The sequence below is a fragment of the Streptomyces sp. NPDC053426 genome (assembly GCF_055585405.1).
Genome location: NZ_JBVJKE010000002.1, coordinates 552,985 through 579,272 on the forward strand (window position 1 = coordinate 552,985; position 26,288 = coordinate 579,272).

The window sequence follows — 26,288 nt, forward strand, 5'->3', positions numbered from 1 at the left end:
TGCGCCTGCGGCGCCGTTGTTCGCCCCCGGTGGGGGTGCGGGTCTTGCGCCTGCGGCGCCGCTTTCGGTCCGGTGGGGGCGTGTGTAGCGCCCACGGCCGGTGGGTGGGTCGGGGCCGCGTCGGGGGTGTCCGTCCTCGGACTGGCGCGACTGCGTTCCTTGGACGGGGTACGGGGTGCGGACGCGCCAGCCACTGCGGGCGGCCACCCCCGCCCCGTCCCCTCCCCGCCGTAGGCGGCGTAACCGCGGGCAGTCGTGCCGCTGGGGCGGCACGGGTGGGCGGTGGGGGTACCTCCCGCTCGAGCGAAGCCGAGAGTGGGGGAGGCACCCCGCAAGCGCCGGGCCGCGCGAACACCCCCCGGCCCACACCCACACGGGGGCACCCCGCACAGCACGCCGGGCCGCGAAGCTACCCGGCCCACACCCACGCGGGGCACCCGCAAGGTGCCGGGCCGCGCAACCCCCGGCCCCTGCCGGACACGAGGCACCCCACCAGGCACCGGAACCGCACGAGCCGGGACGCGACAGCGCAGGGCGCTCACAAAAGCACCCCCCGAGCAGACCGCGTCAGCGCCTCCGCAGATCCGCCACCCGCGCCCGCTCAGCCCCCTGCGCCGACTCCGCCGCCCCCAGCGCCACAGCCGTACGCAGCCCGCCGGCCCCCTGCCGCCGCGGCCCGGGAAGAGGAACGTCCCGGCGCTGGCGCCCCGCCGAGCCTCCCTCACCCCCCGCCCCCGCGACAGCGATCTGCACACCCTGATCGGCCAGCGCCTGCAACTCCGTTGCCGCCCGGTCGTCATGCCCGGCCGGCTCATCGGTCACCAGCCGCGTGATCAGATCCGTGGGCACCGTCTGGAACATCGTGTCCGTACCGAGCTTGGTGTGGTCCGCGAGGACCACCACCTCCGCCGCGGCCTGCACCAATGCCCGGTCGACCGACGCCGACAGCATGTTGGACGTGGACAGCCCGCGCTCGGCGGTGAGGCCGCTCCCGGAGAGGAACGCCCGGGACACCCGCAACCCCTGCAGGGACTGCTCGGCACCACTGCCCACCAGGGCGTAGTTCGAGCCGCGGAGCGTACCGCCGGTCATCACCACCTCCACCCGGTTGGCGTGGGCCAACGCCTGGGCGACCAGCAGGGAGTTGGTGACGACGGTGAGGCCCGGCACCCGGGCCAGCCGGCGGGCCAGCTCCTGTGTGGTGGTACCCGCGCCGACCACGATCGCCTCGCCCTCTTCCACGAAATTCGCGGCGAGGTCGGCGATGGCGGTCTTCTCGGCGGTCGCGAGATGTGACTTCTGCGGAAAACCGGACTCTCGCGTGAAACCGCCCGGCAGTACCGCACCGCCGTGCCGGCGGTCGAGGAGTCCTTCTGCCTCCAGTGCGCGCACGTCCCGCCGTACGGTCACTTCGGAGGTCTGGACGACGCGGGCGAGCTCACGGAGCGACACGGCCCCGTTCGCTCGCACCATTTCGAGGATCAATTGACGACGTTCTGCAGCGAACACGAAACTGACAGTAACGCCAGCGACCGTCTGCTTTCAGCAGTTTGCGCTGAATAGCAGAAGTTGTTCGCACGGCCCCACACCAAGTGGTATAGGGCCGCCCTTTCCGGTCGTCAGGCCTCCGCGCCCGCCTTCCGGGTGTGCAACTGCCGTGCCACCTCGGCGATCGAGCCCGACAGCGAGGGGTAGACCGTGAAGGCGTTCGCGATCTGTTCCACCGTCAGATTGTTGTCGACCGCGATCGAGATGGGGTGGATGAGTTCCGAGGCGCGCGGCGCGACGACCACGCCGCCCACCACGATGCCGGTGCCCGGACGGCAGAAGATCTTGACGAAGCCGTCGCGGATGCCCTGCATCTTCGCGCGCGGGTTGCGCAGCAGCGGCAGCTTCACCACGCGGGCGTCGATCTTGCCGGCGTCGACGTCGGCCTGGGAGTAGCCGACGGTGGCGATCTCGGGGTCGGTGAAGACGTTCGACGAGACCGTCTTCAGGTTCAGCGGGGCCACCGCGTCGCCCAGGAAGTGGTACATGGCGATACGGCCCTGCATCGCCGCCACGGAGGCGAGCGCGAAGACGCCGGTGACGTCACCGGCGGCGTAGACGCCGGGGGCGGTGGTCCGGGAGACCTTGTCGGTCCAGATGTGGCCGGACTCGCGCAGCCGGACCCCGGCCTCCTCCAGGCCCATGCCCTCGGAGTTCGGAATGGCGCCCACGGCCATCAGACAGTGCGAGCCGGTGATGACGCGGCCGTCGGCGAGCGTCACCTCCACCCGGTCCCCGACCCGCTTCGCGGACTGGGCCCGCGAGCGCGCCATGACGTTCATCCCGCGGCGGCGGAAGACGTCCTCCAGCACGGCGGCGGCGTCCGGGTCCTCGCCCGGCAGCACCCGGTCGCGCGAGGACACGAGCGTCACCTTCGACCCGAGCGCCTGGTAGGCACCGGCGAACTCGGCGCCCGTGACACCGGATCCGACCACGATGAGCTCCTCGGGGAGCTCGTTCAGGTCGTACACCTGGGTCCAGTTCAGGATGCGCTCGCCGTCGGGGCGGGCGTCCGGCAGTTCGCGCGGGTGCCCGCCGGTCGCGATCAGTACGGCGTCGGCGGTGAGCGTCTCCTCGGTCCCGTCCGCGGCCCGGACGACGACCTTCCGCGATCCGTCGAGCGCCTGCATGCCCTCCAGCCGCCCGCGCCCGCGCAGCACCCGCGCGCCGGCCCGGGTCACCGACGCGGTGATGTCGTGGGACTGGGCCAGTGCGAGCCGCTTCACACGCCGGTTGACCTTGCCGAGGTCCACGCCCACCACCCGGGCGGCCTGCTCCATGGGCGGGGTGTCGTCGGCGACGATGATGCCCAGCTCCTCGTACGAGGAGTCGAAGGTGGTCATCACCTCAGCCGTGGCGATCAAGGTCTTGGACGGCACGCAGTCGGTGAGCACCGACGCCCCGCCCAGGCCGTCGCAGTCGACGACGGTCACCTCCGCGCCGAGCTGTGCGGCGACCAGCGCCGCTTCGTATCCGCCGGGTCCGCCACCGATGATCACGATCCGAGTCACGTACTCCATTGTCCCGCACACTTCACCGTGCGACCGCCCGGGGGCCTCGACCGTGGCTCCCCCGTTACCGGAAGTGGCGCCCGTTCCCGCTGCCGTACCCTTCCCCCATGTCGCTCTACGCCGCGTACGCCGGCAATCTCGACGCGCGGCTGATGTCCCGCCGCGCCCCGCACTCGCCGCTGCGCGCCACCGGCTGGCTGAACGGGTGGAGACTGACGTTCGGGGGCGAGCACATGGGCTGGGAGGGCGCGCTGGCCACGCTGGTCGAGGACCCGATCTCCGCGGTCTTCGTCGCCCTCTACGACATCGCCCCGATGGACGAGGAGTCCCTGGACCGCTGGGAGGGCGCGGGCGGCCTGGACCTCTACCGCCGCACCCGGGTGCGCGTGCACACCCTGGACGGCGAGGAGCCGGCCTGGACGTACGTCCTCAACAGTTACGAGGGCGGCCTCCCCGCGGCCCGCTACCTGGGCGAGATCGCCGACGCGGCGGAGTCCGCGGGCGCGCCCCACGACTACGTGATGGAACTCCGCAAGCGCCCTTGCTGACCGTTCCTAGAGGCTGAGCGGGAGCGAGTCCTGTTGCCAGGACCCATGCTCAGCCGAACGCCCCGAACGGTGTTGGGCGTTCTGGTCGGCCGCGTTCTCGCCGCGTCCGGCGCCAGCGGATCGTGTCCGTGGTCCGGGGATGCGGGGGCGGTTTCCCTCACGCCTTGGGGTGCCCGGTCGGGCCTGGACGGTCCGATGCCCGCACCCATCGCTCTGGTGGGTGCGGGGCGGTGCCGTCCGACGCCGGATCGGGTGCCCCAGGGCGCGCCTGCCGATCGCCACGGCGGCAGCGTCGTGGCGAGAAGTCTTGCGGGTCTTGCCGGCGAGGGGCTTCTGCCAGTGCTCGGCGCCCCAGCGCGAGGTGTAGGCCGGGTCGACCGCGACGAGGGTGATGCCGAGTTCGGCCGCCATCGACACGAGCCGGGCCCGCAGCCTGCTGACGGGCATGCCGGAGATCAGGTTGCGGAAGCGCTTGCGGCGGCCGTGCTTCTCCCGGGTGGTCTCGGTGGTGAAGTCGAGGTCTTCGATCGCGATGGACAGGCCGTGGCGCCTGGCCCAGTGCATCAGGCGGATCAGGGCGTGCCGGACCTGGGCGTCGCGGTGGTCTGCGGTGCCGGACAGGTCGTAGTCGAAGCGGCGCGGCTCACCGGTGGGGTTGCCGTGTGCGTCGAGGCGCCAGGCGGCCAGGTGGTCGGCGTTGGTGTCCACCCCGATCACGCCGTTCGCGCGGGCCGTGGCCAATGGCACCGTCTGGACCGGCGGGATTGCCCAGGACGCCGTCAGATACCAGCGCCCCCGGACGGTGTCCTCGTGGATGCGGTAGGCGATGGCCCGATTCGCTGCCACGCGGTTGGCCCACTGCTCACCCCGGTGCGCGAAGCGCACGCGGGCGGTGAGCACGTACCGGCTGTGCGGCGCGTTCGCCAGGTGCGCCAGCGGCGCGGGGAGTTTGATCGAGACCTCGCCGTCGGGGGTGACGCGGAGGGTCTCGTTACCGAACTTTTTGCCGGACTCGCCGTCGGCGGCCAGGAACCGGCGCCCGGCCTGCCACCGCCTGCGCCACTGCTCCTCGGTGAGCCGCGCCTGCTCCAGATGGTGGCGGGTGTTCAGCAACCGCTTGCCGCCGCGCACCACACGCACGACTCCGGCCTCGCGGTCGGCCCGCACCGCCTCAAGCCGGTCGCCCAGCACGCGCAGGCGGCGCGACTTCGCATGCCACTCCCGCCTGCTGCGGTAGCCGCCCGGAGCCTTCTTGCTGCCCTTCTGGCCGACCGGCTGGGACAGCCGGTGCTCGACCGTCTCGATCCCGGCTTCGAGGTTCTGGATGTGCGCGAGCTGAGCCCTCCGGGCGAGCGCCCACTGATCGTGGGTGGCCTTGGTGATGCTGCCCGCCCAGCGGGAGGAGGACGCCTCGGTCAGGAAACGCTTACGCTGCGCCCACTGCTCACTGTCGTGCTCCAGCCCGGCCGCGCACCGCGCCTTCAGATCACGGGCAGCGAGCGAACCGAGATGTTCCCCGACCAGGCACAAAACCTTCTCGTCGTCGGCGGTCAGCTCCTTGAGTCGCGTACGGATGGCAACTCCCGAGGGGCCTGGTACCACGAACGGCGCCGCCACCTCCCGCAGTTCGCTCACGCCGTCACCCCTCGGTCCGTTGTCGCAGCAATCCGTCACCACACCCAACGACCACCACCGGCGAAGGTCACATATTCGAGACATGAACTTCCGTTCACCTCCAGTGAGCGCACCAACCGTTGCCCGCAGACTCACGCATACGCGCCAGAACACCCTCAAGCTCAATCGATCGCCACCTGCTCACAACCCCTTCGCGCGCCACCGCGCGGGAAACGACAAGACAACGATCGCCAACCCGTTCACTCCGACATCTACGCGCGTAGGCGAATACCGGCTACCCTCATCGCGTGAACGCTTCTCTTCTTCCGGACGACATCCAGGGCGACCCGTACGCCGCAGCCGACGCCGCAGCCGCGCGCCTGCGCGAACTCACCGGCGCCGAGACCCACGACGTCGCCCTCGTGATGGGCTCCGGCTGGGCCCCGGCCGTGGACGCCCTCGGCACGCCCGAGGCCGAGTTCCAGGTCACCGAACTGCCCGGCTTCCCGCCGCCGGCGGTGGAGGGCCACGGCGGCAAGATCCGCTCGTACGCCATCGGTGCGAAGCGGGCCCTGGTGTTCCTGGGCCGTACGCACTACTACGAGGGACGCGGGGTCGCCTCGGTGGCCCACGGTGTCCGTACGGCCGTGGCCGCGGGCGCGAAGACGATCGTCCTGACGAACGGCTGCGGAGGGCTGCGCGCGGGCATGCGCCCCGGTCAGCCGGTGCTGATCAGCGACCACATCAACCTGACGGCGACCTCCCCGATCGTCGGCGCGAACTTCGTCGACCTCACCGATCTCTACTCGCCCCGCCTGCGGGCGCTGTGCAAGGAGATCGACCCCACGCTGGAGGAGGGGGTCTACGCGCAGTTCCCCGGCCCGCACTACGAGACTCCGGCGGAGATCCGGATGGCCCGGGTGATCGGGGCGGACCTGGTCGGCATGTCGACGGTCCTCGAGGCCATCGCCGCGCGTGAGGCGGGGGCGGAGGTTCTGGGCATCTCCCTGGTCACCAACCTGGCCGCGGGGATGACGGGCGAGCCGCTGAACCACGAGGAGGTCCTCCAGGCGGGCCGGGACTCCGCGACGCGGATGGGCTCCCTGCTGGGTCAGGTCCTCGGCCGCCTGTAGGCACGGAGTCCCACTTCCTCGGGGCGCGGCGCGCTGTCGCGTCCCGGCTCGTGCAGTTCCGGTGCCTGGTGGGGTGCCTCGCGTGGGTGTGGGTCAGGGGTGTTCGCGCGGCCCGGCGTTTGCGGGGTGCCGTCGCGCCCACCCGTGCCGCCCCAGCGGCATGACTGCCCGCGGAGAGCGGCGTGCGGCTGATCGCGGGGGGGGGAGGCGCGTACGGCGCGACGCGTGGTGGATCGGGGTGGGCGGAGAACCGGACGCCTACGGCGGGAAGGGGACGGGGCGGGGGTGGCCGCCCGCAGCGGCTGGCGCGTCCGCGCCCTGCACCCCGTCCAAGGAACGCAGTCGCGCCAGTCCGAGGACGGACACCCCCGACGCGGCCCCGCCCCACCCACCGGCCGTGGGCGCTACACACGCCCCCACCGGACCGAAAGCGGCGCCGCAGGCACAAGACCCGCACCCCCACCGGGGGCGAACAACGGCGCCACAGGCGTCAGCGCGCCCCCGTACCCTCCGCAAGCATGAAAACCTGACCGACGACCAACGAGAGAGGTCGACCCAGCGTGCAAGACGACGCCCTCATCGCACAGGCCCAGGCGTGGCTCGCCGAGGACCCCGACCCGGACACCCGCGAGGAACTCGCCCGCCTCATCGACACCGGCGACCACACCGAGATCGCCGCCCGCTTCAGCGGCACCCTCCAGTTCGGCACCGCCGGCCTCCGGGGCGAACTGGGCGCGGGCCCGATGCGCATGAACCGCTCCGTCGTCATCCGCGCGGCCGCCGGCCTCGCCGCGTACCTCAAGAAGCACGGCCACACCGACGGCCTGGTCGTCATCGGCTACGACGCCCGCCACAAGTCCCGCGACTTCGCCGAGGACACCGCCGCCGTCATGACCGGCGCCGGACTGCGCGCGGCCGTCCTGGACCGCCCCCTCCCCACCCCCGTCCTCGCCTTCGCCATAAGGCACCTCGGCGCCGTCGCCGGAGTGGAGGTCACCGCCAGCCACAACCCGCCCCGCGACAACGGCTACAAGGTGTACCTGGGCGACGGTTCCCAGATCGTCCCCCCGGCCGACGCGGAGATCGCCGCCGAGATCGAGGCCGTGGCCTCGCTCACCACGGTCCCCCGCCCCACCGAAGGCTGGGAGACCCTCGACGACACCGTCCTGGACGCCTACCTCGCCCGCACGGACGCGGTCCTGGCCAAGGACTCCCCCCGCACCGCCCGGACGGTCTACACGGCGATGCACGGCGTCGGCAAGGACGTCCTCCTCGCCGCCTTCGCACGGGCCGGCTTCCCGCAGCCCGTCCTCGTCGCCGAGCAGGCCGACCCCGACCCGGAGTTCCCGACCGTCGCGTTCCCCAACCCGGAGGAGCCCGGCGCGATGGACCTGGCCTTCGCGAAGGCCCGGGAGACCGGCCCCGACCTGGTCATCGCCAACGACCCGGACGCCGACCGCTGCGCCGCCGCGGTCAAGGACGGCGCGGACTGGCGCATGCTGCGCGGCGACGAGGTCGGCGCGCTGCTCGCCGCCCACCTGGTCCGCCGCGGGGCGACCGGCACGTTCGCCGAGTCGATCGTGTCGTCGTCCCTCCTCGGCCGGATCGCCGAGAAGGCGGGCCTCCCGTACGAGGAGACCCTGACCGGCTTCAAGTGGATCGCCAGGGTGGAGGGCCTGCGCTACGGCTACGAGGAGGCCCTCGGCTACTGCGTGGACCCGGACGGCGTACGCGACAAGGACGGCATCACGGCGGCCCTCCTCCTCACGGAACTGGCGTCCGAGCTGAAGGCCGAGGGCCGCACCCTCCTCGACCTCCTCGACGACCTCGCCGTCGAGCACGGCCTGCACGCCACCGACCAGCTCTCGGTCCGCGTCCAGGACCTCGGCCTGATCGCCTCCGCGATGCGCCGCCTGCGCGACCGGCCGCCCACGGAGCTGGCCGGCCTGCGCATCACCGGGGCCGAGGACCTGACCCGGGGCACGGAGACCCTCCCGCCCACCGACGGCCTCCGCTACACCCTGGACGGCGCGCGGGTCGTCGTCCGCCCCAGCGGCACGGAACCGAAGCTGAAGTGCTACCTGGAGGTGGTGGTCCCGGTCGCCACGAGGACCGGCCTCCCCGAGGCCCGTACGAAGGCGACGGCACTCCTCGCGAGGATCAAGCAGGACCTGTCCGAGGCCGCCGGCATCTGAGGGAACCCCACGTGGGGCGAGCCCGCTCGCCCCACGTCACCCCCTCACCCCACGGCCAGCAGCACCGCCAGCAGCACGGCCCCCGCGACGGCCGGCGCCGCGATCTCGTAGGCCCACCGCACGGTCACCTCACCCTGCGCGGCCTCGTCACCCCGCCGCCGCTCGTGCAGCTCGCGCATCTCGGCCATGGCCAGGTCGCTCTCATGCCGCCGAGGCCCCTCGACGGCACCCCCCGCACCGCCGCCGCCCTTGCGCGCGGCCTGCGCCGCGGCCCGCGCCTCCTGCCGGTTCGCCTTGCTGCGGGCCCGCAGCGACACCGGAAGGGCCCACAGCTGGTACTTCGCACCGGACTCGGCGAAGACCTCGTTGGTGAAACCGGACCGCAGCGAGGCGACCTGTCCCCAGGGCAGCACGATCACGCGGAACGGGTTGCGGACGCGCAGCCGGTCGTCGTTCACGTACACGGCGGGGCGCAGGGTGTAGGCGACGATCAGCGGTACGAGGAAGAGCATCGCGGCGAGGGCCAGCCAGGGGGTGCGGCCCTCGCCGGCGAACACCGCGTCGACGCCGAGCCAGCCGATGACGGCGAGCAGCAGCACACCGCCGACGATGCCCGCGAGCGAGCGGTAGATGCGGTCCTTGTACTGGGGTGCCGCAGACCCGGTCGGCTTCGTGGGCTCCGGGTCGGGCGACTGGTGCTCGGGGGACGTCATGCTCCCGATTCTGCACGACGCCCCGGAGTGAGCCGTACGCGGTGGAAGCCGTACGCGATCCCCCACGGGGCTGTACAGCCGCTACGCGCGTAGATATGCTCGTCTGGTGACCATGCCCACCACTGCACCAAACGCTCTCAGCGACGTCACCGCGTCCGACAGCACGCTGCGCCGTTTCCTCCACGGGCTGCCCGGCGTCGACGCGGTCGGCCTGGAGGCGCGCGCCGCCTCCCTCGGCACCCGTTCGATCAAGACGACCGCGAAGGCGTACGCCATCGACCTCGCCATCTCGATGGTCGACCTGACGACGCTGGAAGGCGCGGACACCCCGGGCAAGGTCCGGGCGCTCGGCGCGAAGGCGGTCCGCCCCGACCCGACCGACCGCACCACGCCCGCCACGGCCGCGGTCTGCGTCTACCCCGACATGGTGGCCACGGCGAAGGAGGCCGTCGCCGGATCCGGCGTCAAGGTCGCCTCCGTCGCCACCGCCTTCCCGGCCGGCCGCGCCCCGATCGCCGTGAAGCTGGCGGACGTCCGCGAGGCCGTCGCCGCCGGTGCGGACGAGATCGACATGGTCATCGACCGCGGGGCGTTCCTCGCGGGGAACTACATGAAGGTGTACGACGAGATCACCGCCGTGAAGGAGGCCTGCGGGACGAACGCCCGCCTCAAGGTCATCTTCGAGACCGGCGAGCTGTCGACGTACGACAACATCCGCCGGGCGAGCTGGCTCGGCATGCTGGCCGGCGCGGACTTCATCAAGACCTCGACCGGCAAGGTCGCCGTCAACGCGACCCCCGCGAACACCCTCCTGATGCTGGAGGCGGTCCGCGACTTCCGCGCCCAGACGGGCGTCCAGGTCGGCGTGAAGCCGGCCGGCGGCATCCGCACGTCGAAGGACGCCGTCAAGTTCCTGGTCCTGGTCAACGAGACCGCGGGCGAGGACTGGCTGGACAACCACTGGTTCCGCTTCGGCGCCTCCTCGCTGCTGAACGACCTGCTGATGCAGCGTCAGAAGCTGGCCACCGGCCGCTACTCCGGCCCCGACTACGTGACGGTGGACTGATCACCATGGCACCTGTTTTCGACTACGCACCGGCGCCCGAGTCCCGCTCGGTCGTCGACCTCGCCCCGTCGTACGGCCTGTTCATCGACGGCGAGTTCACCGAGGCGGCCGGCGGCAAGGTCTTCAAGACCGTCTCCCCCTCCACGGAGGAGGTCCTCTCCGAGGTCGCCGAGGCCACCGAGGAAGACGTCGACCGCGCGGTGAGGGCCGCCCGCAAGGCCTTCGAGAAGTGGTCGGCGCTCCCCGGCTCCGAGCGCGCGAAGTACCTCTTCCGCATCGCCCGCATCATCCAGGAACGCAGCCGCGAGCTCGCCGTCCTCGAAACCCTCGACAACGGCAAGCCGATCAAGGAGACCCGCGACGCGGACCTCCCCCTGGTCGCCGCGCACTTCTTCTACTACGCGGGCTGGGCCGACAAGCTCGACCACGCCGGCTACGGCGCGAACCCGCGTCCCCTCGGCGTCGCGGGCCAGGTCATCCCCTGGAACTTCCCGCTGCTGATGCTGGCGTGGAAGATCGCCCCGGCGCTGGCGACCGGCAACACGGTGGTCCTGAAGCCCGCCGAGACGACGCCCCTCTCCGCGCTCTTCTTCGCGGACATCTGCCGCCAGGCGGGCCTGCCCAAGGGCGTCGTCAACATCATCACCGGCGACGGCCGCACCGGCGCCGCGCTGATCGCCCACCCCGACGTGAACAAGGTCGCCTTCACGGGCTCGACCGCCGTCGGCAAGGAGATCGCGCGCACGGTCGCGGGCACCCGCAAGAAGGTCACCCTCGAACTGGGCGGCAAGGGCGCCAACATCGTCTTCGACGACGCGCCGATCGACCAGGCCGTCGAGGGCATCGTCAACGGCATCTTCTTCAACCAGGGCCAGGTCTGCTGCGCGGGCTCCCGCCTGCTGGTCCAGGAGTCGATCCACGACGAGCTGCTTGACTCCCTCAAGCGCCGCCTGTCCACGCTCCGCCTCGGCGACCCGCTGGACAAGAACACCGACATCGGCGCGATCAACTCGGCCGAGCAGCTGGCCCGTATCACCGCACTCGCGGACCAGGGCGAGGCGGAGGGCGCCGAGCGCTGGTCCCCGGCCTGCGAACTCCCCTCGTCCGGCTACTGGTTCGCCCCGACGCTCTTCACGAACGTCACCCAGGCACACACGGTCGCCCGCGACGAGATCTTCGGCCCGGTGCTGTCCGTCCTCACCTTCCGCACGCCCGACGAGGCCGTCGCCAAGGCCAACAACACGCCGTACGGCCTGTCGGCGGGCATCTGGACGGAGAAGGGTTCGCGCATCCTGGCGGTCGCGAACAAGCTCCGCGCGGGCGTCATCTGGTCCAACACGTTCAACAAGTTCGACCCGACCTCGCCGTTCGGCGGCTACAAGGAGTCGGGCTTCGGCCGCGAGGGCGGCCGCCACGGCCTGGAGGCGTACCTCGATGTCTGAGAAGTCCGAGCAGCGACTGAGTGTCTTCAAGACCTACAAGCTGTACGTCGGCGGGAAGTTCCCGCGTTCCGAGAGCGGCCGGGTGTACGAGGTGAGCGACGCAAAGGGCAAGTGGCTGGCGAACGCCCCGCTCTCCTCCCGCAAGGACGCCCGTGACGCGGTGGTCGCCGCGCGCAAGGCGTTCGGCGGCTGGTCCGGTGCGACGGCGTACAACCGCGGCCAGATCCTGTACCGGATCGCGGAGATGCTGGAGGGCCGCCGCGACCAGTACGTCGCGGAGGTCGCCGACGCGGAGGGCCTGTCGAAGTCGAAGGCGGCGGCGCAGGTCGACGCGGCGATCGACCGCTGGGTCTGGTACGCGGGCTGGACCGACAAGATCGCCCAGGTGGTCGGCGGCGGCAACCCGGTCGCGGGCCCGTTCTTCAACCTGTCCTCCCCCGAACCGACGGGCGTGGTCGCCGTACTGGCCCCGCAGGAGTCGTCCTTCCTGGGCCTGGTCTCGGTGGTCGCCCCGGTCGTCGCCACCGGCAACACGGCGGTCGTGGTGGCGTCGGAGAAGTCCCCGCTCCCCGCCCTCTCCCTCGGCGAGGTCCTGGCCACCTCCGACCTCCCCGGCGGTGTGGTCAACGTCCTCTCCGGCCGTACGGCGGAGATCGCCGCCCCGCTCGCCGCGCACCAGGACGTCAACGCGATCGACCTCGCGGGCGCCGACGAGGTGCTGGCGAAGGAGCTGGAGATCGCGGCCGCGGACAACCTCAAGCGCGTCCTGCGTCCACAGCCTGTGGACGACTGGTCGGCGATGCCCGGCACGGACCGCATGACGGCGTTCCTGGAGACCAAGACGGTCTGGCACCCGACGGGTTCGCTGGGCGCGTCGGGCTCCGCCTACTGACCGACCACCTGCGCTGCCGGCCCTCCGGCCTCCTCGAAGACGGCCGCGGCTCATCTCCGTCCGGATGAGCCGCGGCCGTCTTCGAGCACCGCCGACCGGGTGCGGCACGGCGTCCGTGGTCAGCTCGGGTTTCGGAGCCGCCTTCGACGCCGGGCGCGCTGCAGCCCCGAGGTCCGGGCCGGAGAAGCGGTGCGGGCTCCCCTCGCACCACCTGACACAGGCCGTCGGGACCTGGACCCGGCCCCGCACGGACGGCGTACCCGTCCACCGGAAGGCACACGACAGCCGCCCGCGCGGTGAACCGTCCCGCTCCCCGCCTCCCCCGTCACCCCGAGGCCAGCTGTTCCGCTATCTCACTGATCCAGCCCGCGGTCTTCGTCGGGTCGTCGAGGGTCTGCGCCCACGGTTCAGGATCCAGCTCGTGGTCGGTGGGGCCCGCCTTGAGAGCGATGAGGAGGGCCCTCGCGGACTCCCTCATCTCGGGCGTCGTGTCGCCGCTGCCGGGGATGCCGGGGCCCGCCGCCAGGGCGTAGATCTCGCGCGCCATGGCCTGGCGTTCGCCCTTCGACACCTTCTTCCAGAACGTCAGGGCGTGCTTCAGCGAGTCACCGCGGGACGCGGCATTCTCCGGGGTCTCGCCCTCCGGTGCCCAGCGTTCGGGGTGGCGTTTCTCCTCGTAGCGCTTCGTGGCGGCGCGGAGCGCCTTGTACAGGGTGACGCCGAGGACGAGGCTGGCGCCGGCCCCGGCGAGACCCCATCCGACCGGGTTGCTCGCCAGCCCGGCCGTTCCCGCCGCGACCGCCGTCACGACGCCGGCCGCGGCCTTGGTGGATTCGCCCACCGCGCCGCCGATCGCCTCTTTGCCGATCTTGGTGAGCTGCTTCTTCTTCGCGTACTCCTGCGCCCTGGCCAGCCGGTCCGCCTCCCCCTCCCACTTCCTCTCCGTGCGCTGGATGGCCTCGGCGGTGTCACGGACCTCCCTCATCGCCTCCCAGGCGGCGTCGATGGCCTCGGAAACGAGCTCCAGCCGTTCCTCGCCCTCGTGGTCCCAGTAGGCGTCCAGCGCGACGTACGCCTCCGCCGCGGCCCATTCGGCCTGCTCGTACGACTCGTTCAGCCGGGTCAGCGCGGCCGGCCGAACGAGGTGGGGGTCTCCGAGCTCCTTCACCCTCTTGTACTTGCGGGCCGCTCCCCCGACGCGGAAGGCCGCCCGCACGCCCTTGATCGCGCCGACGGAAGCGCTGGCGATACCGCTCGCCTCGGACGCCACCGCGGCGTCCGCCGCCTTCTGGATCTTGGTCACCTCCTTGGCGATGGCGGCGCTGTAGCTTCCCGAACCGGCGGCGCCGATGACCGCGTCGGTCCCCTTGGTCCTGGCCTTCTTCTGCGCCGTGTGGTGCTTGGCCCCGGTCTCGTGCGTCTTGGCGTCCTTCATGTTCTTGTACGCGTCCATGCCGCTGACCACGGTGCCGGCGGCCTCCGTGAGGAGGTTCCCCGAGGCGGCGGAGGTCCCCGAGGCGGCGGCGGAGTGCTTGAGGCCCTCGTTGGCCGCGGCGGCGGCCTGCTGGGTGAAGCCCGCGTTGACGGGGGTCTGGACTCCCTTGATGAAGGTGTCGATGGGCTCGAGATTCTTCTTGAACCTGTCCAGGAGCCCGGCGATCCGGTCGCGATAGCTCTTCTTCGCTCCGGCGGACGCGTCACCGTTCTCCTGCGCCCTCCCCTTGTCCGCGCTCCTGGCACGCTGCACCGCCGCGGCCGTGGCCCGGTTGCCGGCGCTGGACTGCATCTGGAGGAGGGCCTGCCCCACCGGGTTCCGGGACGGACTCCCGGCCCGGCTCCCTTCCTGCCGCTGCCGGGCCGACGTCAGGACGGCCGCGGACTGACGTGTCGAGGTGCGGCGGGCCGGGGTGCTCATGGACGTACCTCTCCTGCGGCCGGACGGGGCGGGGAAAAGGTAGCCGGGCACGGTCAACGGAAGGGGTACCGCGGAAGAACTCTTCGGGGGATGGCCTGGAACGGCGTCGCGGGAGAGACGGAGGCCGGGGCGTGGCGACGGCGTCCGCGCCGAAGTCCGCGACGACCTCCCCGGCATGGTCCCTGTCCGCGACGGCGAGAACCCGACCGGCCCCGTGACGGTGCTGGACGGGGCGGCCCGGCAGCCCTTCGTCGGCTGCGTCAAGGGCGGTTCCCTGGAGGGTGGTTACGCAGAACGGGCCCTGGTGACGTGCCGAGCCCCGTTCCGGGACAAGGGCTGCCCTCCACCTCGTGGAGAACGCGCCCCGCCCCGGCCGGTACTCAGCCCCTCAGCGCGTCCGTCGCCTGCCCCGCCACCGGGATGCCGCCCACCGACCGCGCCTGGGCGACCGGCCCCGTCACCTCCCGCGAGTCCACCGCCCGGAAGTCGGCGACCTGGGTGCCGACGCCGTTGTCGAGCGGGTCGACGCCCGTGCCGGCGAGCGGGTTGGGCTTGAGGTCCGCGACCGTGCCCACGGCCTGGCCGGTGTCGTCGAGGAGCGAGTCGGAGTCCGCGGCCGCCGCCGTCGCCGCGCCGGTCCCGAGCGCCACCGAGGCGGTCGCGAGAACGGCCAGGGTGCGTCGGACGGTCGGCGTCCTGGGTGCCTTGTGTCGGGCCATCGCTCTGCCACCTGCCGCCTTCACTGGGTGATCGGGTCGCCGCGCAGCGTAGTGGAGGTGTGACGCGCGCTTCAAAGCCGTACCGCGGGGCGTACACCGCCCGGGCGATGCCTCAAACTGGTGTCCCGTGAGCTCCTCCCAGTCGCCCGTGTCCGCGCGAGTCGTGCTGCTCTGCGGCCCCTCCGGTTCCGGCAAGTCCCTCATCGCGGCCCGTTCCGGCCTTCCCGTGCTGCGCCTCGACGACTTCTACAAGGAGGCCGGCGACCCGACCCTCCCCCTCGTGGCGGGCAGCACGGACATCGACTGGGACCACCCGGGCTCCTGGGACGCGGACACCGCCGTCGCCGCGATCGAGCGGCTGTGCCGCACGCGTCGTACGCCGGTTCCCGTCTACGACATCTCGCTGAGCGCCCGCACCGGTGAGGAGACCGTCGACATCGGCGGGACGCCGCTGTTCATCGCCGAGGGCATCTTCGCCGCGGAGATCGTCGAGCGCTGCCGCGAACTCGGGCTGCTGGCCGACGCGCTGTGTCTGAGCCGGGGCCCGGTGCGGACGTTCCGGCGGCGGTTCCTGCGGGATCTGAAGGAGGGCCGCAAGTCGGTGCCGTTCCTGCTGCGCCGCGGCTGGCGGCTGATGCGGCTGGAGCGGTCGATCGTGGCCCGTCAGACGGCGCTGGGCGCGTACGCCTGCGACCGGGACGAGGCGCTGGGCCGTCTCGCGAGGGCGGCGGTCGCCGGGCGTACGGCGACGGGGACGAGCACGCCGGCCTAGCGGGGCGCCCGCGCCACGGGGCACACGGGCACACGGGCACATACGAAAGGCGGGACTGGGCGGGCCCCCCGGCCCTCCAGTCCCGCTGTTTCGCACTCCCCCGTGATCCCCCCGGATCCCTCTTGTTCCCCCGTGATCCCCCCGGATCCGCGGAGGTCCCCCGTGACCCCCCTCGTGCTTCCCCCTCCGGTCCCCCGCTCGTCACGGCGACGTCCCCCGACGCCCCCGCGCTCCCCCATTTGTCACGGCGACGCCCCCCGGCGTCCCCGCGCTCCCCCCGTGACCCTCAGGCGACAAGCTCCCCGAAGGCGTCCTCCTCGTCACGGCCGAAGCTGAGGACCTCGTCCTCTCGCAGCCGGCGGAGCGACCGCCAGATGCTGGACTTCACCGTGCCGACACTGATGCCGAGGATGTCCGCGATCTCCGGGTCCGTGCGGCCCTCGTAGTAGCGCAGGACCAGCATGGTGCGCTGGAGCTCGGGCAGCCGGGCCAGCGCCTGCCACAGCACGGCGCGCAGCTCGGTGCCGCGCATCGCGTCCGTGTCACCGGCCGTCTCCGGCAGTTCCTCGGTCGGGTACTCGTTCAGCTTGCGGCGGCGCCACGCGCTGATGTGCAGGTTGGTCATGGTGCGGCGGAGGTATCCGCCGACCGCCGCCTTGTCGCTGATCCGGTCCCACGCCCGGTAGGTCGAGAACAGCGCGCTCTGCAGCAGGTCCTCGGCCTCGAAGCGGTCGCCGGTCAGGTGGTAGGCGGTGGCGTACAGGGAGGCGCGGCGCTCCCGGACGTAGGCGGTGAACTCCGCCTCCGACAGCGAGCGGCGCTCCCCCGAGCCCTCCCTGTACGCGTTCCCCCCGTTCGTGTCCCCCGTGGACGCGTCAACCACCGTCATGATCGTGGTGTGCTGACGCCCGGTGCCGCGGGCGCACCCCCGCATGCCCGCCGCACCGGACTTCTCGGAACCCCGGTGCACGTCGTGCAGACGCGTGATCACTGCGCTGGTGCTGGTGCCGTGCAGCGTGTTCATCTCGCGCCCCCCGTCGTGGACTTCCGGTGTTCTGTCCTGCTGTTGTGCTTGTGCCGAAAAGCTTGCCCGGGGACCTTCATGGCCGTGTCAGCCGACTGTCACAGGCGTGTCACAGAGGTCGGTCACGGTGGGCCCACAGATCCTTCACAGGTGTCCGTGCACGTAGCGGCACGTATGCGGGCTCAATGGGCATCTGCCGTCCACGGGTCGAACAGGGGGCCCTCCATGGGCCAGAATGAGCCCGTGCCTTCCCTGTTGCTGATCGAGGACGACGACGCCATCCGTACGGCCCTGGAGCTCTCACTGACGCGCCAGGGTCACCGGGTGGCGACCGCTGCCAGCGGTGAGGACGGTCTGAAGCTGCTGCGTGAGCAGCGGCCGGATCTGATCGTGCTGGATGTGATGCTGCCCGGCATCGACGGGTTCGAGGTGTGCCGGCGCATCCGGCGCACGGACCAGTTGCCGATCATCCTGCTGACCGCGCGCAACGACGACATCGACGTGGTGGTCGGGCTGGAGTCCGGCGCCGACGACTACGTCGTCAAACCGGTCCAGGGCCGGGTGCTGGACGCCCGGATCCGGGCGGTGCTGCGGCGCGGGGAGCGGGAGTCCACCGACTCGGCGACCTTCGGCAGTCTGGTCATCGACCGTTCGGCGATGACGGTGACGAAGAACGGCGAGGACCTCCAGCTCACGCCGACCGAGCTGCGGCTGCTCCTCGAGCTGAGCCGGCGGCCGGGACAGGCGCTGTCCCGGCAGCAGTTGCTGCGGCTGGTGTGGGAGCACGACTACCTGGGCGACTCGCGTCTGGTGGACGCCTGCGTCCAGCGGCTGCGCGCCAAGGTCGAGGACGTGCCGTCGTCCCCGACCCTGATCCGTACCGTGCGCGGTGTCGGCTACCGGCTGGATCCGCCTCAGTGACACAGGAGCACGACGGAGAGACCCGCGGCTGGTCCGCGGCGCGCAAGGGAGTCTGGTCACGGCTGCGGTTCACCAGCCTGCGGCTGCGGCTGGTCGTGGTGTTCGGGCTGGTCGCGCTCACCGCCGCGGTGTCCGCGTCCGGCATCGCGTACTGGCTGAACCGCGAGTCGGTGCTGACCCGTACCCAGGACGCGGTGCTGCGCGACTTCGAGCAGGAGATGCGCAACCGGGCGGGCTCGCTGCCCGAGCGTCCGACGCAGGACGAACTGCAGCACACCGCCGGGCAGATGGCGAACAGCAGCCAGCGCTTCACCGTGCTGCTGGTCGCCGAGAACCCCGACGGGCGGACCGTGTACGGCAGTTCGGGCGGGCTGAACGGCTTCTCGCTGCAGGACGTGCCGGTCTCGCTGCGCGAGGCGGTGACCGAGCGGCAGGAGGTCACGTCGAACAACAAGTACCCGCACCACCTGTACTGGCAGCGGATCGTCGACGGCGACACCCCGTACCTGGTGGCGGGGACGCGGGTGATCGGCGGTGGGCCGACCGGCTACATGCTGAAGTCGCTGGAGCCGGAGGCGAAGGACCTCAACTCGCTGGCCTGGTCGCTGGGGATCGCCACGGGGCTGGCGCTGATAGGTTCCGCGCTGCTCGCGCACGCGGCGGCCACGACGGTGCTGAAGCCGGTGCAGCGGCTCGGCGTCGCCGCGCGACGGCTCGGCGAGGGGAAGCTGGACACCCGGCTCAGGGTGTCGGGCACCGATGAACTGGCGGATCTCTCCCGGACGTTCAACAAGGCGGCCGAGGCGCTGGAGAAGCGGGTGGCGGACATGGCGGGGCGCGACGAGGCGTCCCGGCGGTTCGTGGCGGACATGAGCCATGAGCTGCGTACGCCGCTGACCGCGATCACGGCGGTGACGGAGGTCCTGGAGGAGGAGCTGGACTCCGAGGGCGGCGGCATCGACCCGATGATCGAGCCCGCGGTACGGCTGGTGGTGAGCGAGACCCGGCGGCTGAACGACCTGGTGGAGAACCTGATGGAGGTGACCCGCTTCGACGCGGGCACCGCCCGGCTGGTCCTCGACGACGTCGACATGTCCGACCAGATCACCGCCTGCATCGACGCGCGTGCCTGGCTGGACGCGGTCGACCTGGACGCCGAGCGCGGCATCCACGCCCGGATCGACCCGCGCCGGCTGGACGTGATCCTGGCGAACCTGATCGGGAACGCGCTCAAGCACGGCGGGTCGCCGGTGCGGGTCTCGGTACGGGAGGACGGCGCGGAGGGCGCCGGGGACGGGGGCGCGGTGGTCATCGAGGTGCGGGACCACGGTCCCGGCATCCCGGAGGAGGTCCTGCCGCACGTCTTCGACCGCTTCTACAAGGCGAGCGCCTCGCGGCCGCGTTCCGAGGGAAGCGGCCTGGGTCTGTCCATCGCGCTGGAGAACGCCCACATCCACGGTGGCGAGATCACCGCGGCCAACTCTCCCGAGGGGGGTGCCGTGTTCACCCTGCGGCTGCCGCGGGACGTGTCCGCGCAGAGCCCCGCGGAGAAGGACGGCGACGTCGAGGACGAGGTCGCCGAGGGGGACGCCTGATGAACGTACGGACCGCCCCGCGGCGTACGCGGGGACTGCTCGCGGCGGGGGCGCTCGCGGTGCTGCTCGCCGGGTGCGGGATACGGGCCACGGAGGTGCCGACCGACTTCGGTCCCGCGCCGTCGCGGGTGCGCTGCTCGCCGGCCGAGCCGGAGGCGTCGACGCGGGCGGAGCGGGGGCTGCCGGTACAGGTGTTCCTGCTGTGCGGGTCGTCGCTGGTGGCCGTCGACCGGACGGTGCGGGTGCCGGACGGGGCGGCGGACTCGCGGCGCGTGCTGGTGGCGCAGGGGCTGCTGGACGAGTTGTCGCGGGAGCCGTCGGCCGCCGAGCAGCGGGCCGGGTACAGCACGCGGGTACGGCGCGGGATGACCGTGAGCGGTCCGCGCTCCGGCGATCCCGAGGACACGCTGCGGCTGAGCACCGCGCCCGCGGACCTCACCTCCGCCGGGCTCGCGCAGATCGTGTGCACCTTCTCCGACTCGGCGGCGGCCGAGGGCGACGGCTCGGTGATCCTGGGCGGCCCCGACGACGCCCGGCCGCGCCGCTACGAGTGCACGGACGAGGTCCGGTCCCGTCCGGACGAGGAGGAACCGCCGTCCTCGGAGGCCACCGGCGGGTGAGCGCGCGGCTGTGGCGCACGCCTCATCCGGTGAACGGGTGACATCCCGGAACCGATCGTGCCGAAGGCCGCGTCTAGGGGGTCGTGCAGCGTCAAGGCCTCATCGGCGGCTCCGCCGCGACCCGTATCCGTGTGACAGGGGGTCTCCTCCTGGGCGCGTATCTCGCGTTCGTCGCCTGGTACACGCTGCGCCCCCTGGACGTCCCCTGGGTGATGCCCGCCAATCTGCGGCCGCTGGACGGCATCCGGGGCGACTTCGCACTGGGCTGGGCGACGGGGGTCCGCCGGATCTGCGAGGGGCTGGCGCTGCTCGCGCCGCTGGGTGTGCTGCTGCCGATGGCCGGGGGCCGGCTGGCCGTCTCGCGGCTGGGTTCGCTGATCCGCGCCATGGCGGCGACCGCGCTGGTGTCGCTGGCCATCGAGATGCTGCAGACGGCGGTGCCGGGCCAGGTCGTGGACGTCGACTCGCTGCTGCTGAACACGGCGGGCGCGGCACTCGCGCATGCGGCGGTGGTGCCGGCGGGCCGCGCCTGGCTGCGCCGCCGGACGCTACGGCGCTCCGTCACGGCCCTCCTCCCGGAGGAGCCGGCTCAGGGTAGGACCCCGACGATTCCCAGGGTCGGGATCGCCCCATGGAGTGACGCTTTGCCCCCTTCGTCTCCGTAACGTGGAGTGCACGGAGGCAGCCGGTCGGGAGGCCTCGCACCACTCACGAAGGAGCCGCGATGAGCCGCCTCGCCCGCCCCACCAACGACCGCATGATCGGCGGAGTGTGCGCCGCGCTGGCCCGGCGCTTCGGCACCTCCGCGACCACGATGCGGGTGATCTTCCTGTTGTCGTGCCTGCTTCCGGGCCCGCAGTTCCTGCTGTACGTGGCGCTGTGGATCCTGTTGCCGTCGGAGGACAAGGCCCGGGCGGCCTGGTAGCTCCGCGGCACCGTCTCCCGCGAGTACGCCGATGGGGCGCGACCCGGTTCCGGGTCGCGCCCCATCGGTGCGTTTCCGCCTGGCGGGGTCAGGCGCCGATCGGCATCCCGTTGAGGGTGACGCCGTTGGTGGGCAGGTTCCGCAGCGGCATGCCGCCGAGGAGGCCGGAGACCGCGGTCTCGGGGCCCACCCGCTGGGCGACCGGCTGCGCGGTCGCCGTGCCGGTGCCGGCCAGCTCCTGGCCGGTCGCCAGCGCCCGGTCCGAGCCGGGCAGCGCGGTGGACAGCTTCTCCGCCGGTACGGCCCGGTTGACGGTGTCCAGCGCCGGGGCGGCGTCCGGGACGGCCGGGGCCGCGTTGGCGGCGCCGGCACCGGCGGCGGCGAAGGCGGCACCCAGCACGGCGACACCGAGGGTCTTGGCAGCAGACTGCTTCATGTAAATGCGTCCTCGAAATGGGATACGGGGAGTGAGCGGTGCTGAGACCGTAAACACGGGGCCCCTCCCGCCGCAAACATCGAAATGCGGACGAATGGTGAACGTCGACGGCGTTCACGTTTCCCGCGGACGCCGCCCTCAGTTTTCCTTTTCCGGAGAACCGCTGGTGGAGGCCGTCTGACGGAACAGCCATTCGGACTTCAGCTCGGCGTATCCGGGCTTGACGACGTCATTGATCATGGCCAGTCGTTCATCGAAAGGAATGAAAGCCGACTTCATCGCATTGACGGAGAACCACTGCATGTCGTCGAGCGTGTAACCGAATGCCTCGACCAGGTGCTCGAATTCCCGGCTCATGGTGGTGTGGGACATCAGACGGTTGTCGGTGTTCACCGTGGCCCGGAAGTGCAGCCGGCGCAGCAGGCCGATGGGGTGCTCGGCGTACGAGGCGGCGGCCCCGGTCTGGAGGTTGGAGCTGGGGCACAGCTCCAGCGGGATGCGCTTGTCGCGGACGTAGGAGGCCAGCCGGCCGAGTTCGACCGTGCCGTCGCCGCGGATCTGGATGTCGTCGATGATGCGCACCCCGTGCCCGAGCCGGTCGGCGCCGCACCACTGGAGGGCCTGCCAGATGGACGGCAGCCCGAACGCCTCGCCGGCGTGGATGGTGAAGTGGTTGTTCTCCCGCTTCAGGTACTCGAAGGCGTCGAGGTGCCGGGTGGGCGGGTAGCCGGCCTCGGCGCCCGCGATGTCGAAGCCGACGACGCCCAGGTCCCGGTAGCGGTTGGCGAGTTCGGCGATCTCCAGGGCGCGGGCGGCGTGCCGCATCGCGGTGAGCAGGGCGCCGACCCGGATGCGCCGGCCGCTCTCCCGCGCACGCCGCTCGCCCTCCCGGAAGCCCTCGTTGACGGCCTCGACGACCTCTTCGAGGGTCAGTCCGCCTTCGAGGTGCTGCTCGGGCGCGTAGCGCACCTCGGCGTAGACGACACCGTCCTCGGCGAGGTCCTCGGCGCACTCGGCGGCGACCCGGACGAGGGCGTCACGGGTCTGCATGACGCCGACGGTGTGCGAGAACGTCTCCAGGTACCGCTCCAGGGAGCCGGAGTCGGCGGCCTCCCTGAACCACAGGCCGAGCTTGTCGGGATCGGTCTCGGGAAGCCGGTGGTACCCGCTCTCGCGGGCCAGGTCCACGACGGTGCCGGGGCGCAGCCCGCCGTCGAGGTGGTCGTGCAGCAGAACCTTGGGCGCCCGGCGGATCTGCTCCGTGGTCGGGGTGTTCGCGATGGTCTGGCTCGTCATTTCCGCACTCTAACTCCTACGCGCGTAGATCACCGGGTGGGTGAAAACGCCGATACGTAACAGTGATCGCACGGCCGGGTGGAGTACACCCGCACTTCTGAGAATGTTCTGTCATGGCACAGGAAGCGATGCCGGTTCGCACGGCCCGGCTGGGGAGGGCGCTCGGCCCGGAGCCGACGGCGGTGGGCGGAGTGGTGCTGCTGCTCCCCGGCGGCGAGGAGGTGTCCGGCCGCAGACCGTCCGCAGTGCTGGCGGCCGCCTCCGTACGCGCTCTGGGGCGCCGTCTCACCCGCGCGGGCCGCGACGAGGGCCTCGCCGCCCATGTCGTCCACTACCGCTACCGGGGCTGGAACGGCAGCGAGGCGCATCTCGCGCGCGACGCCGCGTGGGCCGCCGACGAGGCCGTACGGCGCTACGGGGACGTCCCCGTCTGCCTCGCCGGACTCGGCATGGGCGGCAGGGCCGCGCTCCGCGCGGGGGGCCACGAGGCCGTCAACTCCGTGCTGGCGCTGGCACCCTGGCTGCCCGAGGAGGACGTGGCGGCGCCACCCGAACCGGTGAAACAGCTCGCCGGCCGGCGGGTGCTGATCGTGCACGGCACGAACGACGCGCGCAGCGATCCCGAGCTGTCGTTCCGGCTGGCGGCGCGGGCGAAGAAGGCGAACCGGGAGGTGTGCCGGTTCGAAGTCCATTCGGACGGGCACGGGTTGAGTCAGTACCGGGACGAAGTGCTGGCGCTGTCCGAGGACTTCGTGATGGGGGTGTTGTTCGGACGGGCGTTCTCGCGGCCCGTGCAGGATGCTTTGGCCGCGCCTCCGCCGTTGGGGTTGCGGATGCCGCTTGCCGTCGGGTTCGGGAAGTCTTTGCGGCGGTAGCGCGGATGGGGTGACTGTCGTCCGGCCTGTGCGGGTTGTCTGCGGCTGGTCTCGCCCACGCGGCGGAGCCGCATATCGATACGGCCCCGCGCCCCTGAGTACGTTGCCCTTGCGTCGGCGGTCAGTCACCCCTCTTCACGTGGGGAGCAAAGTACCCCTCTTGGAGAGCAGGAACTTCTTGAAGGCTGCCACGGGGGGTGTGTCCGGGTGGCCGGCGAGCCAGGCCACGCCGATTTCCCTCGCCGCCCTGGGGGCCGTGACCGTCAGTTCGACCACTCCGGGGCGGGGGAAGGCCGGTGGGGGCAGGAGGGCCACGCCCAGACCCGCCGCCACCAGGCCGCGCAGGGTTTCGGCTTCCTCGCCCTCGAAGGCGATGCGGGGTTTGAAGCCGGCCTGAGTGCAGAGGTCGTCGGTGATGCGGCGGAGGCCGTAGCCGGGTTCCAGGGTCACGAAGGTCTCGTCGGCGGCCTCCGCCAGGCGGATGCGGCGGCGGCCGGCGAGGCGGTGGTCGGCGGGGACGACCAGGCGCAGCTTCTGCTCGTCGAGGCGGCGGGCGACCAGGTCGGGGGCGTCGGGCACCGGGGAGGTCAGGCACAGGTCGAGTTCGCCCGCGCGGAGGCGTTCCAGCATGGCCTCGCCGTAGTTCTGGACCAGGCTGAAGCGGATGCGCGGATGGTCGGCGCGGAAGGCGTGCAGCAGGCCGGGCACGGTCTCGGCGCCCATGGTGTGCAGGAAACCGAAGGCGACCTTGCCGGTGGCGGGGTCGGCGTCGGCGCGCACCTCGTCGGCGGCGCGCTCGATCTCGGCGAGGGCGCGTTCGACGGAGGTGAGGAAGGTGCGGCCGGCCGGGGTGAGGGAGACGGTGCGGCCGTGGCGGGCGAACAGTTCGACGCCCAGGTCCTGTTCGAGGCGGACCATCGCGCGGGAGAGGGTGGACTGCGGGACCTGCATCTCCTGGGCGGCGCGGGTGACGTGCTCGGTGCGGGCGACGCCGGCGAAGTAGGCGAGGCGGGGTGCGAGCAGCCTCGACATGTCGTCCGTGTCTTGTGTGTCACTGGTCTGTGACAGTCTCCTCTGTGACCTCTGCTGATGCACCATGGGAACGATTATGGCGATTCCGTGCATTGGACGGATGAGCGGGGGCGTACGTAGCTTCGAGGCATGACTCCCGCCAGTACCGGGGCGTCCACCAGTGTGGGCGCCGTCGCATCCGTTCCCTCCGCCCAGCCGCCCGTCTCCGAGTCCCGGATGTCTCCGGGCGGACCCGGTTACCGCCGGATGAGTCTCGCCCTGTTCCTCGCGGGCGTCGCGACCTTCGCGCTGCTGTACTCCACCCAGGCCCTGCTGCCGCTGATCTCCGGCGACTTCGCGGTGAGCGCGGGGGACGCGAGCTGGACGGTGGCGGCGGCCACCGGTGGGCTGGCGCTGTTCGTGCTGCCGATGAGCGCGCTGTCGGAGCGCTATGGACGGCGTACGGTCATGACGGCGTCCCTGGCCGTCGCGGTGACCCTCGGGCTGCTGGTGCCGTTCGCGCCGTCGCTGGGCGCGCTGGTGGCGCTGCGGGCGCTGCAGGGTGCGGCGCTGGCCGGGCTGCCGGCGTCGGCGACGGCGTATCTCGCGGAGGAGGTCACGCCGAAGGCGCTGGTGACCGCGATCGGGCTGTTCGTCGCCGGTAACAGTGTCGGCGGGATGAGCGGCCGGGTGATCACCGGCTGGGTGGCGCAGGAGTGGGGCTGGCGGGTCGCCGTCGGGGTGATCGGCGTGGTCGCGGTGGCGTGCGCGGTGGCGTTCCGGCTGCTGCTGCCGGCGCCGAGGCACTTCCGGGCGGGCTCGCTGCGGCCGGGTGTGCTGGTGCGCACGGTCCGGGGGCATCTCGCCGATCCGCTGCTGCGGCGGCTGTACGCGATCGGTGCGCTGTTCATGACGGTGTTCGGCGGTGTCTACACGGTGATCGGCTACCGGCTGACCGAGGCGCCGTTCTCGCTGCCGCAGGGCATCGTGGGTTCGATCTTCCTGGTGTACCTGGTCGGCACGGTCTCGGCGTCGGCGGCGGGGCGGCTGGTGGGGCGGCTGGGCCGCCGGGGCGCGCTGTACGCGGGCGGCGGGACGACCGCGGCGGGGCTGCTGCTGTCGCTGGCGGGGTCGTTGCCGGTGGTGCTGCTGGGGCTGGTGCTGATCACGGCGGGGTTCTTCGCGGGGCACGCGGTGGCGTCGTCGGCGGTCGGGAAGACGGCGACGGTGGGGCGGGCGCAGGCGTCGGCCCTGTATCAGTCCGCGTACTACGTCGGGTCCAGCGTGGGGAGCACGGTGGGGGCGCTCGCGTTCCACGCGGGGGGCTGGGGCGGGACGGTGGGGGTCGGGCTGGTCGCGGTGGCCGGGGTCGCGGCGATCACCCTGGCCGGGACGCGGGCGGCGGCGCGGGCGGCCGTGGCCCGCCCGGCCTGACTTTTCCCACCCCCGCCGCCCCGAACCTGGGGCTCCGCCCCAGACCCCGCTCCTCAAACGCCGGAGGGGCTGACATTTAGCCC

23 protein-coding genes and 1 pseudogene are annotated in these 26,288 nt (G+C 72.1%); 14 read left to right on the forward strand and 10 right to left on the reverse strand.

What is annotated here, in order from left to right; translation table 11 throughout:
- Positions 1 to 567 precede the first annotated feature (567 nt).
- Positions 568 to 1,509, reverse strand: a complete 942-nt coding sequence (locus ACZ62B_RS06325; RefSeq protein WP_344557477.1) for a DeoR/GlpR family DNA-binding transcription regulator — start codon at positions 1,507 to 1,509, stop codon at positions 568 to 570.
- Positions 1,510 to 1,619: 110 nt separating this feature from the next.
- Positions 1,620 to 3,095 (reverse strand): annotated as a pseudogene (locus ACZ62B_RS06330) (NAD(P)H-quinone dehydrogenase); the annotation flags it as partial.
- Between the two features lie 71 nt (positions 3,096 to 3,166).
- Here ACZ62B_RS06330 and ACZ62B_RS06335 point away from each other — a divergent pair.
- Positions 3,167 to 3,607, forward strand: coding sequence for a gamma-glutamylcyclotransferase family protein (locus ACZ62B_RS06335; RefSeq protein WP_073932137.1), 441 nt, complete (start codon positions 3,167 to 3,169; stop codon positions 3,605 to 3,607).
- A 6-nt stretch (positions 3,608 to 3,613) separates the two neighbouring features.
- On the opposite strand, the gene ACZ62B_RS06340 is transcribed toward ACZ62B_RS06335, so the two are convergent.
- Positions 3,614 to 5,242, reverse strand: coding sequence for a nuclease/transposase family protein (locus ACZ62B_RS06340; protein ID WP_469689355.1), 1,629 nt, complete (start codon positions 5,240 to 5,242; stop codon positions 3,614 to 3,616).
- A 287-nt stretch (positions 5,243 to 5,529) separates the two neighbouring features.
- On the opposite strand from ACZ62B_RS06340, the gene ACZ62B_RS06345 reads away from it, so the two are divergent.
- Both ACZ62B_RS06345 and ACZ62B_RS06350 read left to right on the forward strand, forming a co-directional pair.
- On the forward strand, positions 5,530 to 6,354 hold the full coding sequence (locus ACZ62B_RS06345; protein ID WP_344557486.1) for a purine-nucleoside phosphorylase: 825 nt from the start codon (positions 5,530 to 5,532) through the stop codon (positions 6,352 to 6,354).
- A 560-nt stretch (positions 6,355 to 6,914) separates the two neighbouring features.
- Entirely contained in the window at positions 6,915 to 8,549 is a 1,635-nt protein-coding gene (locus ACZ62B_RS06350; RefSeq protein ID WP_469689356.1) for a phospho-sugar mutase, read from the forward strand.
- A gap of 44 nt (positions 8,550 to 8,593) precedes the next feature.
- Here the strand turns inward: ACZ62B_RS06350 and ACZ62B_RS06355 are convergent, their stop codons facing one another.
- Positions 8,594 to 9,262, reverse strand: a complete 669-nt coding sequence (locus tag ACZ62B_RS06355) for a PH domain-containing protein (protein WP_344557490.1) — start codon at positions 9,260 to 9,262, stop codon at positions 8,594 to 8,596.
- A 112-nt stretch (positions 9,263 to 9,374) separates the two neighbouring features.
- On the opposite strand from ACZ62B_RS06355, the gene deoC reads away from it, so the two are divergent.
- Genes deoC through ACZ62B_RS06370 form a run of 3 tightly spaced genes read left to right on the forward strand, consistent with a single transcriptional unit; the run spans position 9,375 to position 12,662 of the window.
- Complete coding sequence (gene deoC / locus ACZ62B_RS06360; protein WP_073932133.1) at positions 9,375 to 10,328, forward strand: deoxyribose-phosphate aldolase; 954 nt, start codon at positions 9,375 to 9,377, stop codon at positions 10,326 to 10,328.
- Between the two features lie 5 nt (positions 10,329 to 10,333).
- Positions 10,334 to 11,770, forward strand: coding sequence for an aldehyde dehydrogenase family protein (locus ACZ62B_RS06365; protein WP_469689357.1), 1,437 nt, complete (start codon positions 10,334 to 10,336; stop codon positions 11,768 to 11,770).
- Positions 11,763 to 12,662 carry an aldehyde dehydrogenase family protein gene (locus tag ACZ62B_RS06370; protein WP_468888073.1) on the forward strand — a complete coding sequence of 300 codons (900 nt, stop codon included), beginning with the start codon at positions 11,763 to 11,765 and terminating at the stop codon, positions 12,660 to 12,662. Before ACZ62B_RS06365 ends, ACZ62B_RS06370 begins: the two co-directional genes overlap by 8 nt.
- A gap of 325 nt (positions 12,663 to 12,987) precedes the next feature.
- Here ACZ62B_RS06370 and ACZ62B_RS06375 read toward each other — a convergent pair whose 3' ends face one another.
- A complete protein-coding gene (locus ACZ62B_RS06375; protein ID WP_469689358.1) occupies positions 12,988 to 14,577 on the reverse strand; it encodes a hypothetical protein in 1,590 nt (529 codons plus the stop codon).
- A gap of 380 nt (positions 14,578 to 14,957) precedes the next feature.
- Positions 14,958 to 15,296 carry a hypothetical protein gene (locus tag ACZ62B_RS06380; protein WP_344557498.1) on the reverse strand — a complete coding sequence of 113 codons (339 nt, stop codon included), beginning with the start codon at positions 15,294 to 15,296 and terminating at the stop codon, positions 14,958 to 14,960.
- 127 nt (positions 15,297 to 15,423) lie between these two features.
- Here ACZ62B_RS06380 and ACZ62B_RS06385 point away from each other — a divergent pair, with 127 nt between their 5' ends.
- Positions 15,424 to 16,068: a uridine kinase family protein gene (locus ACZ62B_RS06385; RefSeq protein ID WP_344557500.1), complete on the forward strand. Its 645-nt coding sequence runs from the start codon at positions 15,424 to 15,426 to the stop codon at positions 16,066 to 16,068.
- 286 nt (positions 16,069 to 16,354) lie between these two features.
- On the opposite strand, the gene ACZ62B_RS06390 is transcribed toward ACZ62B_RS06385, so the two are convergent.
- Positions 16,355 to 17,092 (reverse strand): SigE family RNA polymerase sigma factor, encoded by a 738-nt coding sequence (locus tag ACZ62B_RS06390; RefSeq protein ID WP_344557502.1) that lies wholly within the window; start codon positions 17,090 to 17,092, stop codon positions 16,355 to 16,357.
- A 243-nt stretch (positions 17,093 to 17,335) separates the two neighbouring features.
- Here ACZ62B_RS06390 and afsQ1 point away from each other — a divergent pair, with 243 nt between their 5' ends.
- The 5 genes from afsQ1 to ACZ62B_RS06415 all read left to right on the forward strand — a co-directional run bounded on the left by afsQ1 (position 17,336) and on the right by ACZ62B_RS06415 (position 21,153).
- Positions 17,336 to 18,013 (forward strand): two-component system response regulator AfsQ1, encoded by a 678-nt coding sequence (afsQ1, locus tag ACZ62B_RS06395; RefSeq protein WP_158075115.1) that lies wholly within the window; start codon positions 17,336 to 17,338, stop codon positions 18,011 to 18,013.
- Positions 18,010 to 19,608, forward strand: coding sequence for an ATP-binding protein (locus tag ACZ62B_RS06400; RefSeq protein ID WP_469689359.1), 1,599 nt, complete (start codon positions 18,010 to 18,012; stop codon positions 19,606 to 19,608). The genes afsQ1 and ACZ62B_RS06400 overlap by 4 nt, the downstream gene beginning before the upstream one ends.
- Entirely contained in the window at positions 19,608 to 20,228 is a 621-nt protein-coding gene (locus tag ACZ62B_RS06405; protein ID WP_469689360.1) for a hypothetical protein, read from the forward strand. Before ACZ62B_RS06400 ends, ACZ62B_RS06405 begins: the two co-directional genes overlap by 1 nt.
- Before the next feature lie 83 nt (positions 20,229 to 20,311).
- Positions 20,312 to 20,893, forward strand: coding sequence for a VanZ family protein (locus ACZ62B_RS06410; protein ID WP_344557516.1), 582 nt, complete (start codon positions 20,312 to 20,314; stop codon positions 20,891 to 20,893).
- A gap of 59 nt (positions 20,894 to 20,952) precedes the next feature.
- Entirely contained in the window at positions 20,953 to 21,153 is a 201-nt protein-coding gene (locus ACZ62B_RS06415) for a PspC domain-containing protein (RefSeq protein ID WP_344557518.1), read from the forward strand.
- Positions 21,154 to 21,241: 88 nt separating this feature from the next.
- Here the strand turns inward: ACZ62B_RS06415 and ACZ62B_RS06420 are convergent, their stop codons facing one another.
- Both ACZ62B_RS06420 and ACZ62B_RS06425 read right to left on the reverse strand, forming a co-directional pair.
- The gene (locus tag ACZ62B_RS06420) at positions 21,242 to 21,589 is read right to left on the reverse strand and encodes an ATP-binding protein (protein WP_344557519.1); all 348 of its coding nucleotides are present in this window, start codon (positions 21,587 to 21,589) and stop codon (positions 21,242 to 21,244) included.
- A 138-nt stretch (positions 21,590 to 21,727) separates the two neighbouring features.
- The gene (locus ACZ62B_RS06425; RefSeq protein ID WP_469689361.1) at positions 21,728 to 22,885 is read right to left on the reverse strand and encodes an adenosine deaminase; all 1,158 of its coding nucleotides are present in this window, start codon (positions 22,883 to 22,885) and stop codon (positions 21,728 to 21,730) included.
- A gap of 113 nt (positions 22,886 to 22,998) precedes the next feature.
- On the opposite strand from ACZ62B_RS06425, the gene ACZ62B_RS06430 reads away from it, so the two are divergent.
- Positions 22,999 to 23,760 (forward strand): alpha/beta hydrolase, encoded by a 762-nt coding sequence (locus ACZ62B_RS06430; protein ID WP_344557522.1) that lies wholly within the window; start codon positions 22,999 to 23,001, stop codon positions 23,758 to 23,760.
- 135 nt (positions 23,761 to 23,895) lie between these two features.
- On the opposite strand, the gene ACZ62B_RS06435 is transcribed toward ACZ62B_RS06430, so the two are convergent.
- Entirely contained in the window at positions 23,896 to 24,858 is a 963-nt protein-coding gene (locus tag ACZ62B_RS06435; RefSeq protein WP_344557524.1) for a LysR family transcriptional regulator, read from the reverse strand.
- Positions 24,859 to 24,921: 63 nt separating this feature from the next.
- Between ACZ62B_RS06435 and ACZ62B_RS06440 the strand changes: the two genes are divergently transcribed.
- Positions 24,922 to 26,205: an MFS transporter gene (locus ACZ62B_RS06440; RefSeq protein WP_344557537.1), complete on the forward strand. Its 1,284-nt coding sequence runs from the start codon at positions 24,922 to 24,924 to the stop codon at positions 26,203 to 26,205.
- Positions 26,206 to 26,288: the final 83 nt, after the last annotated feature.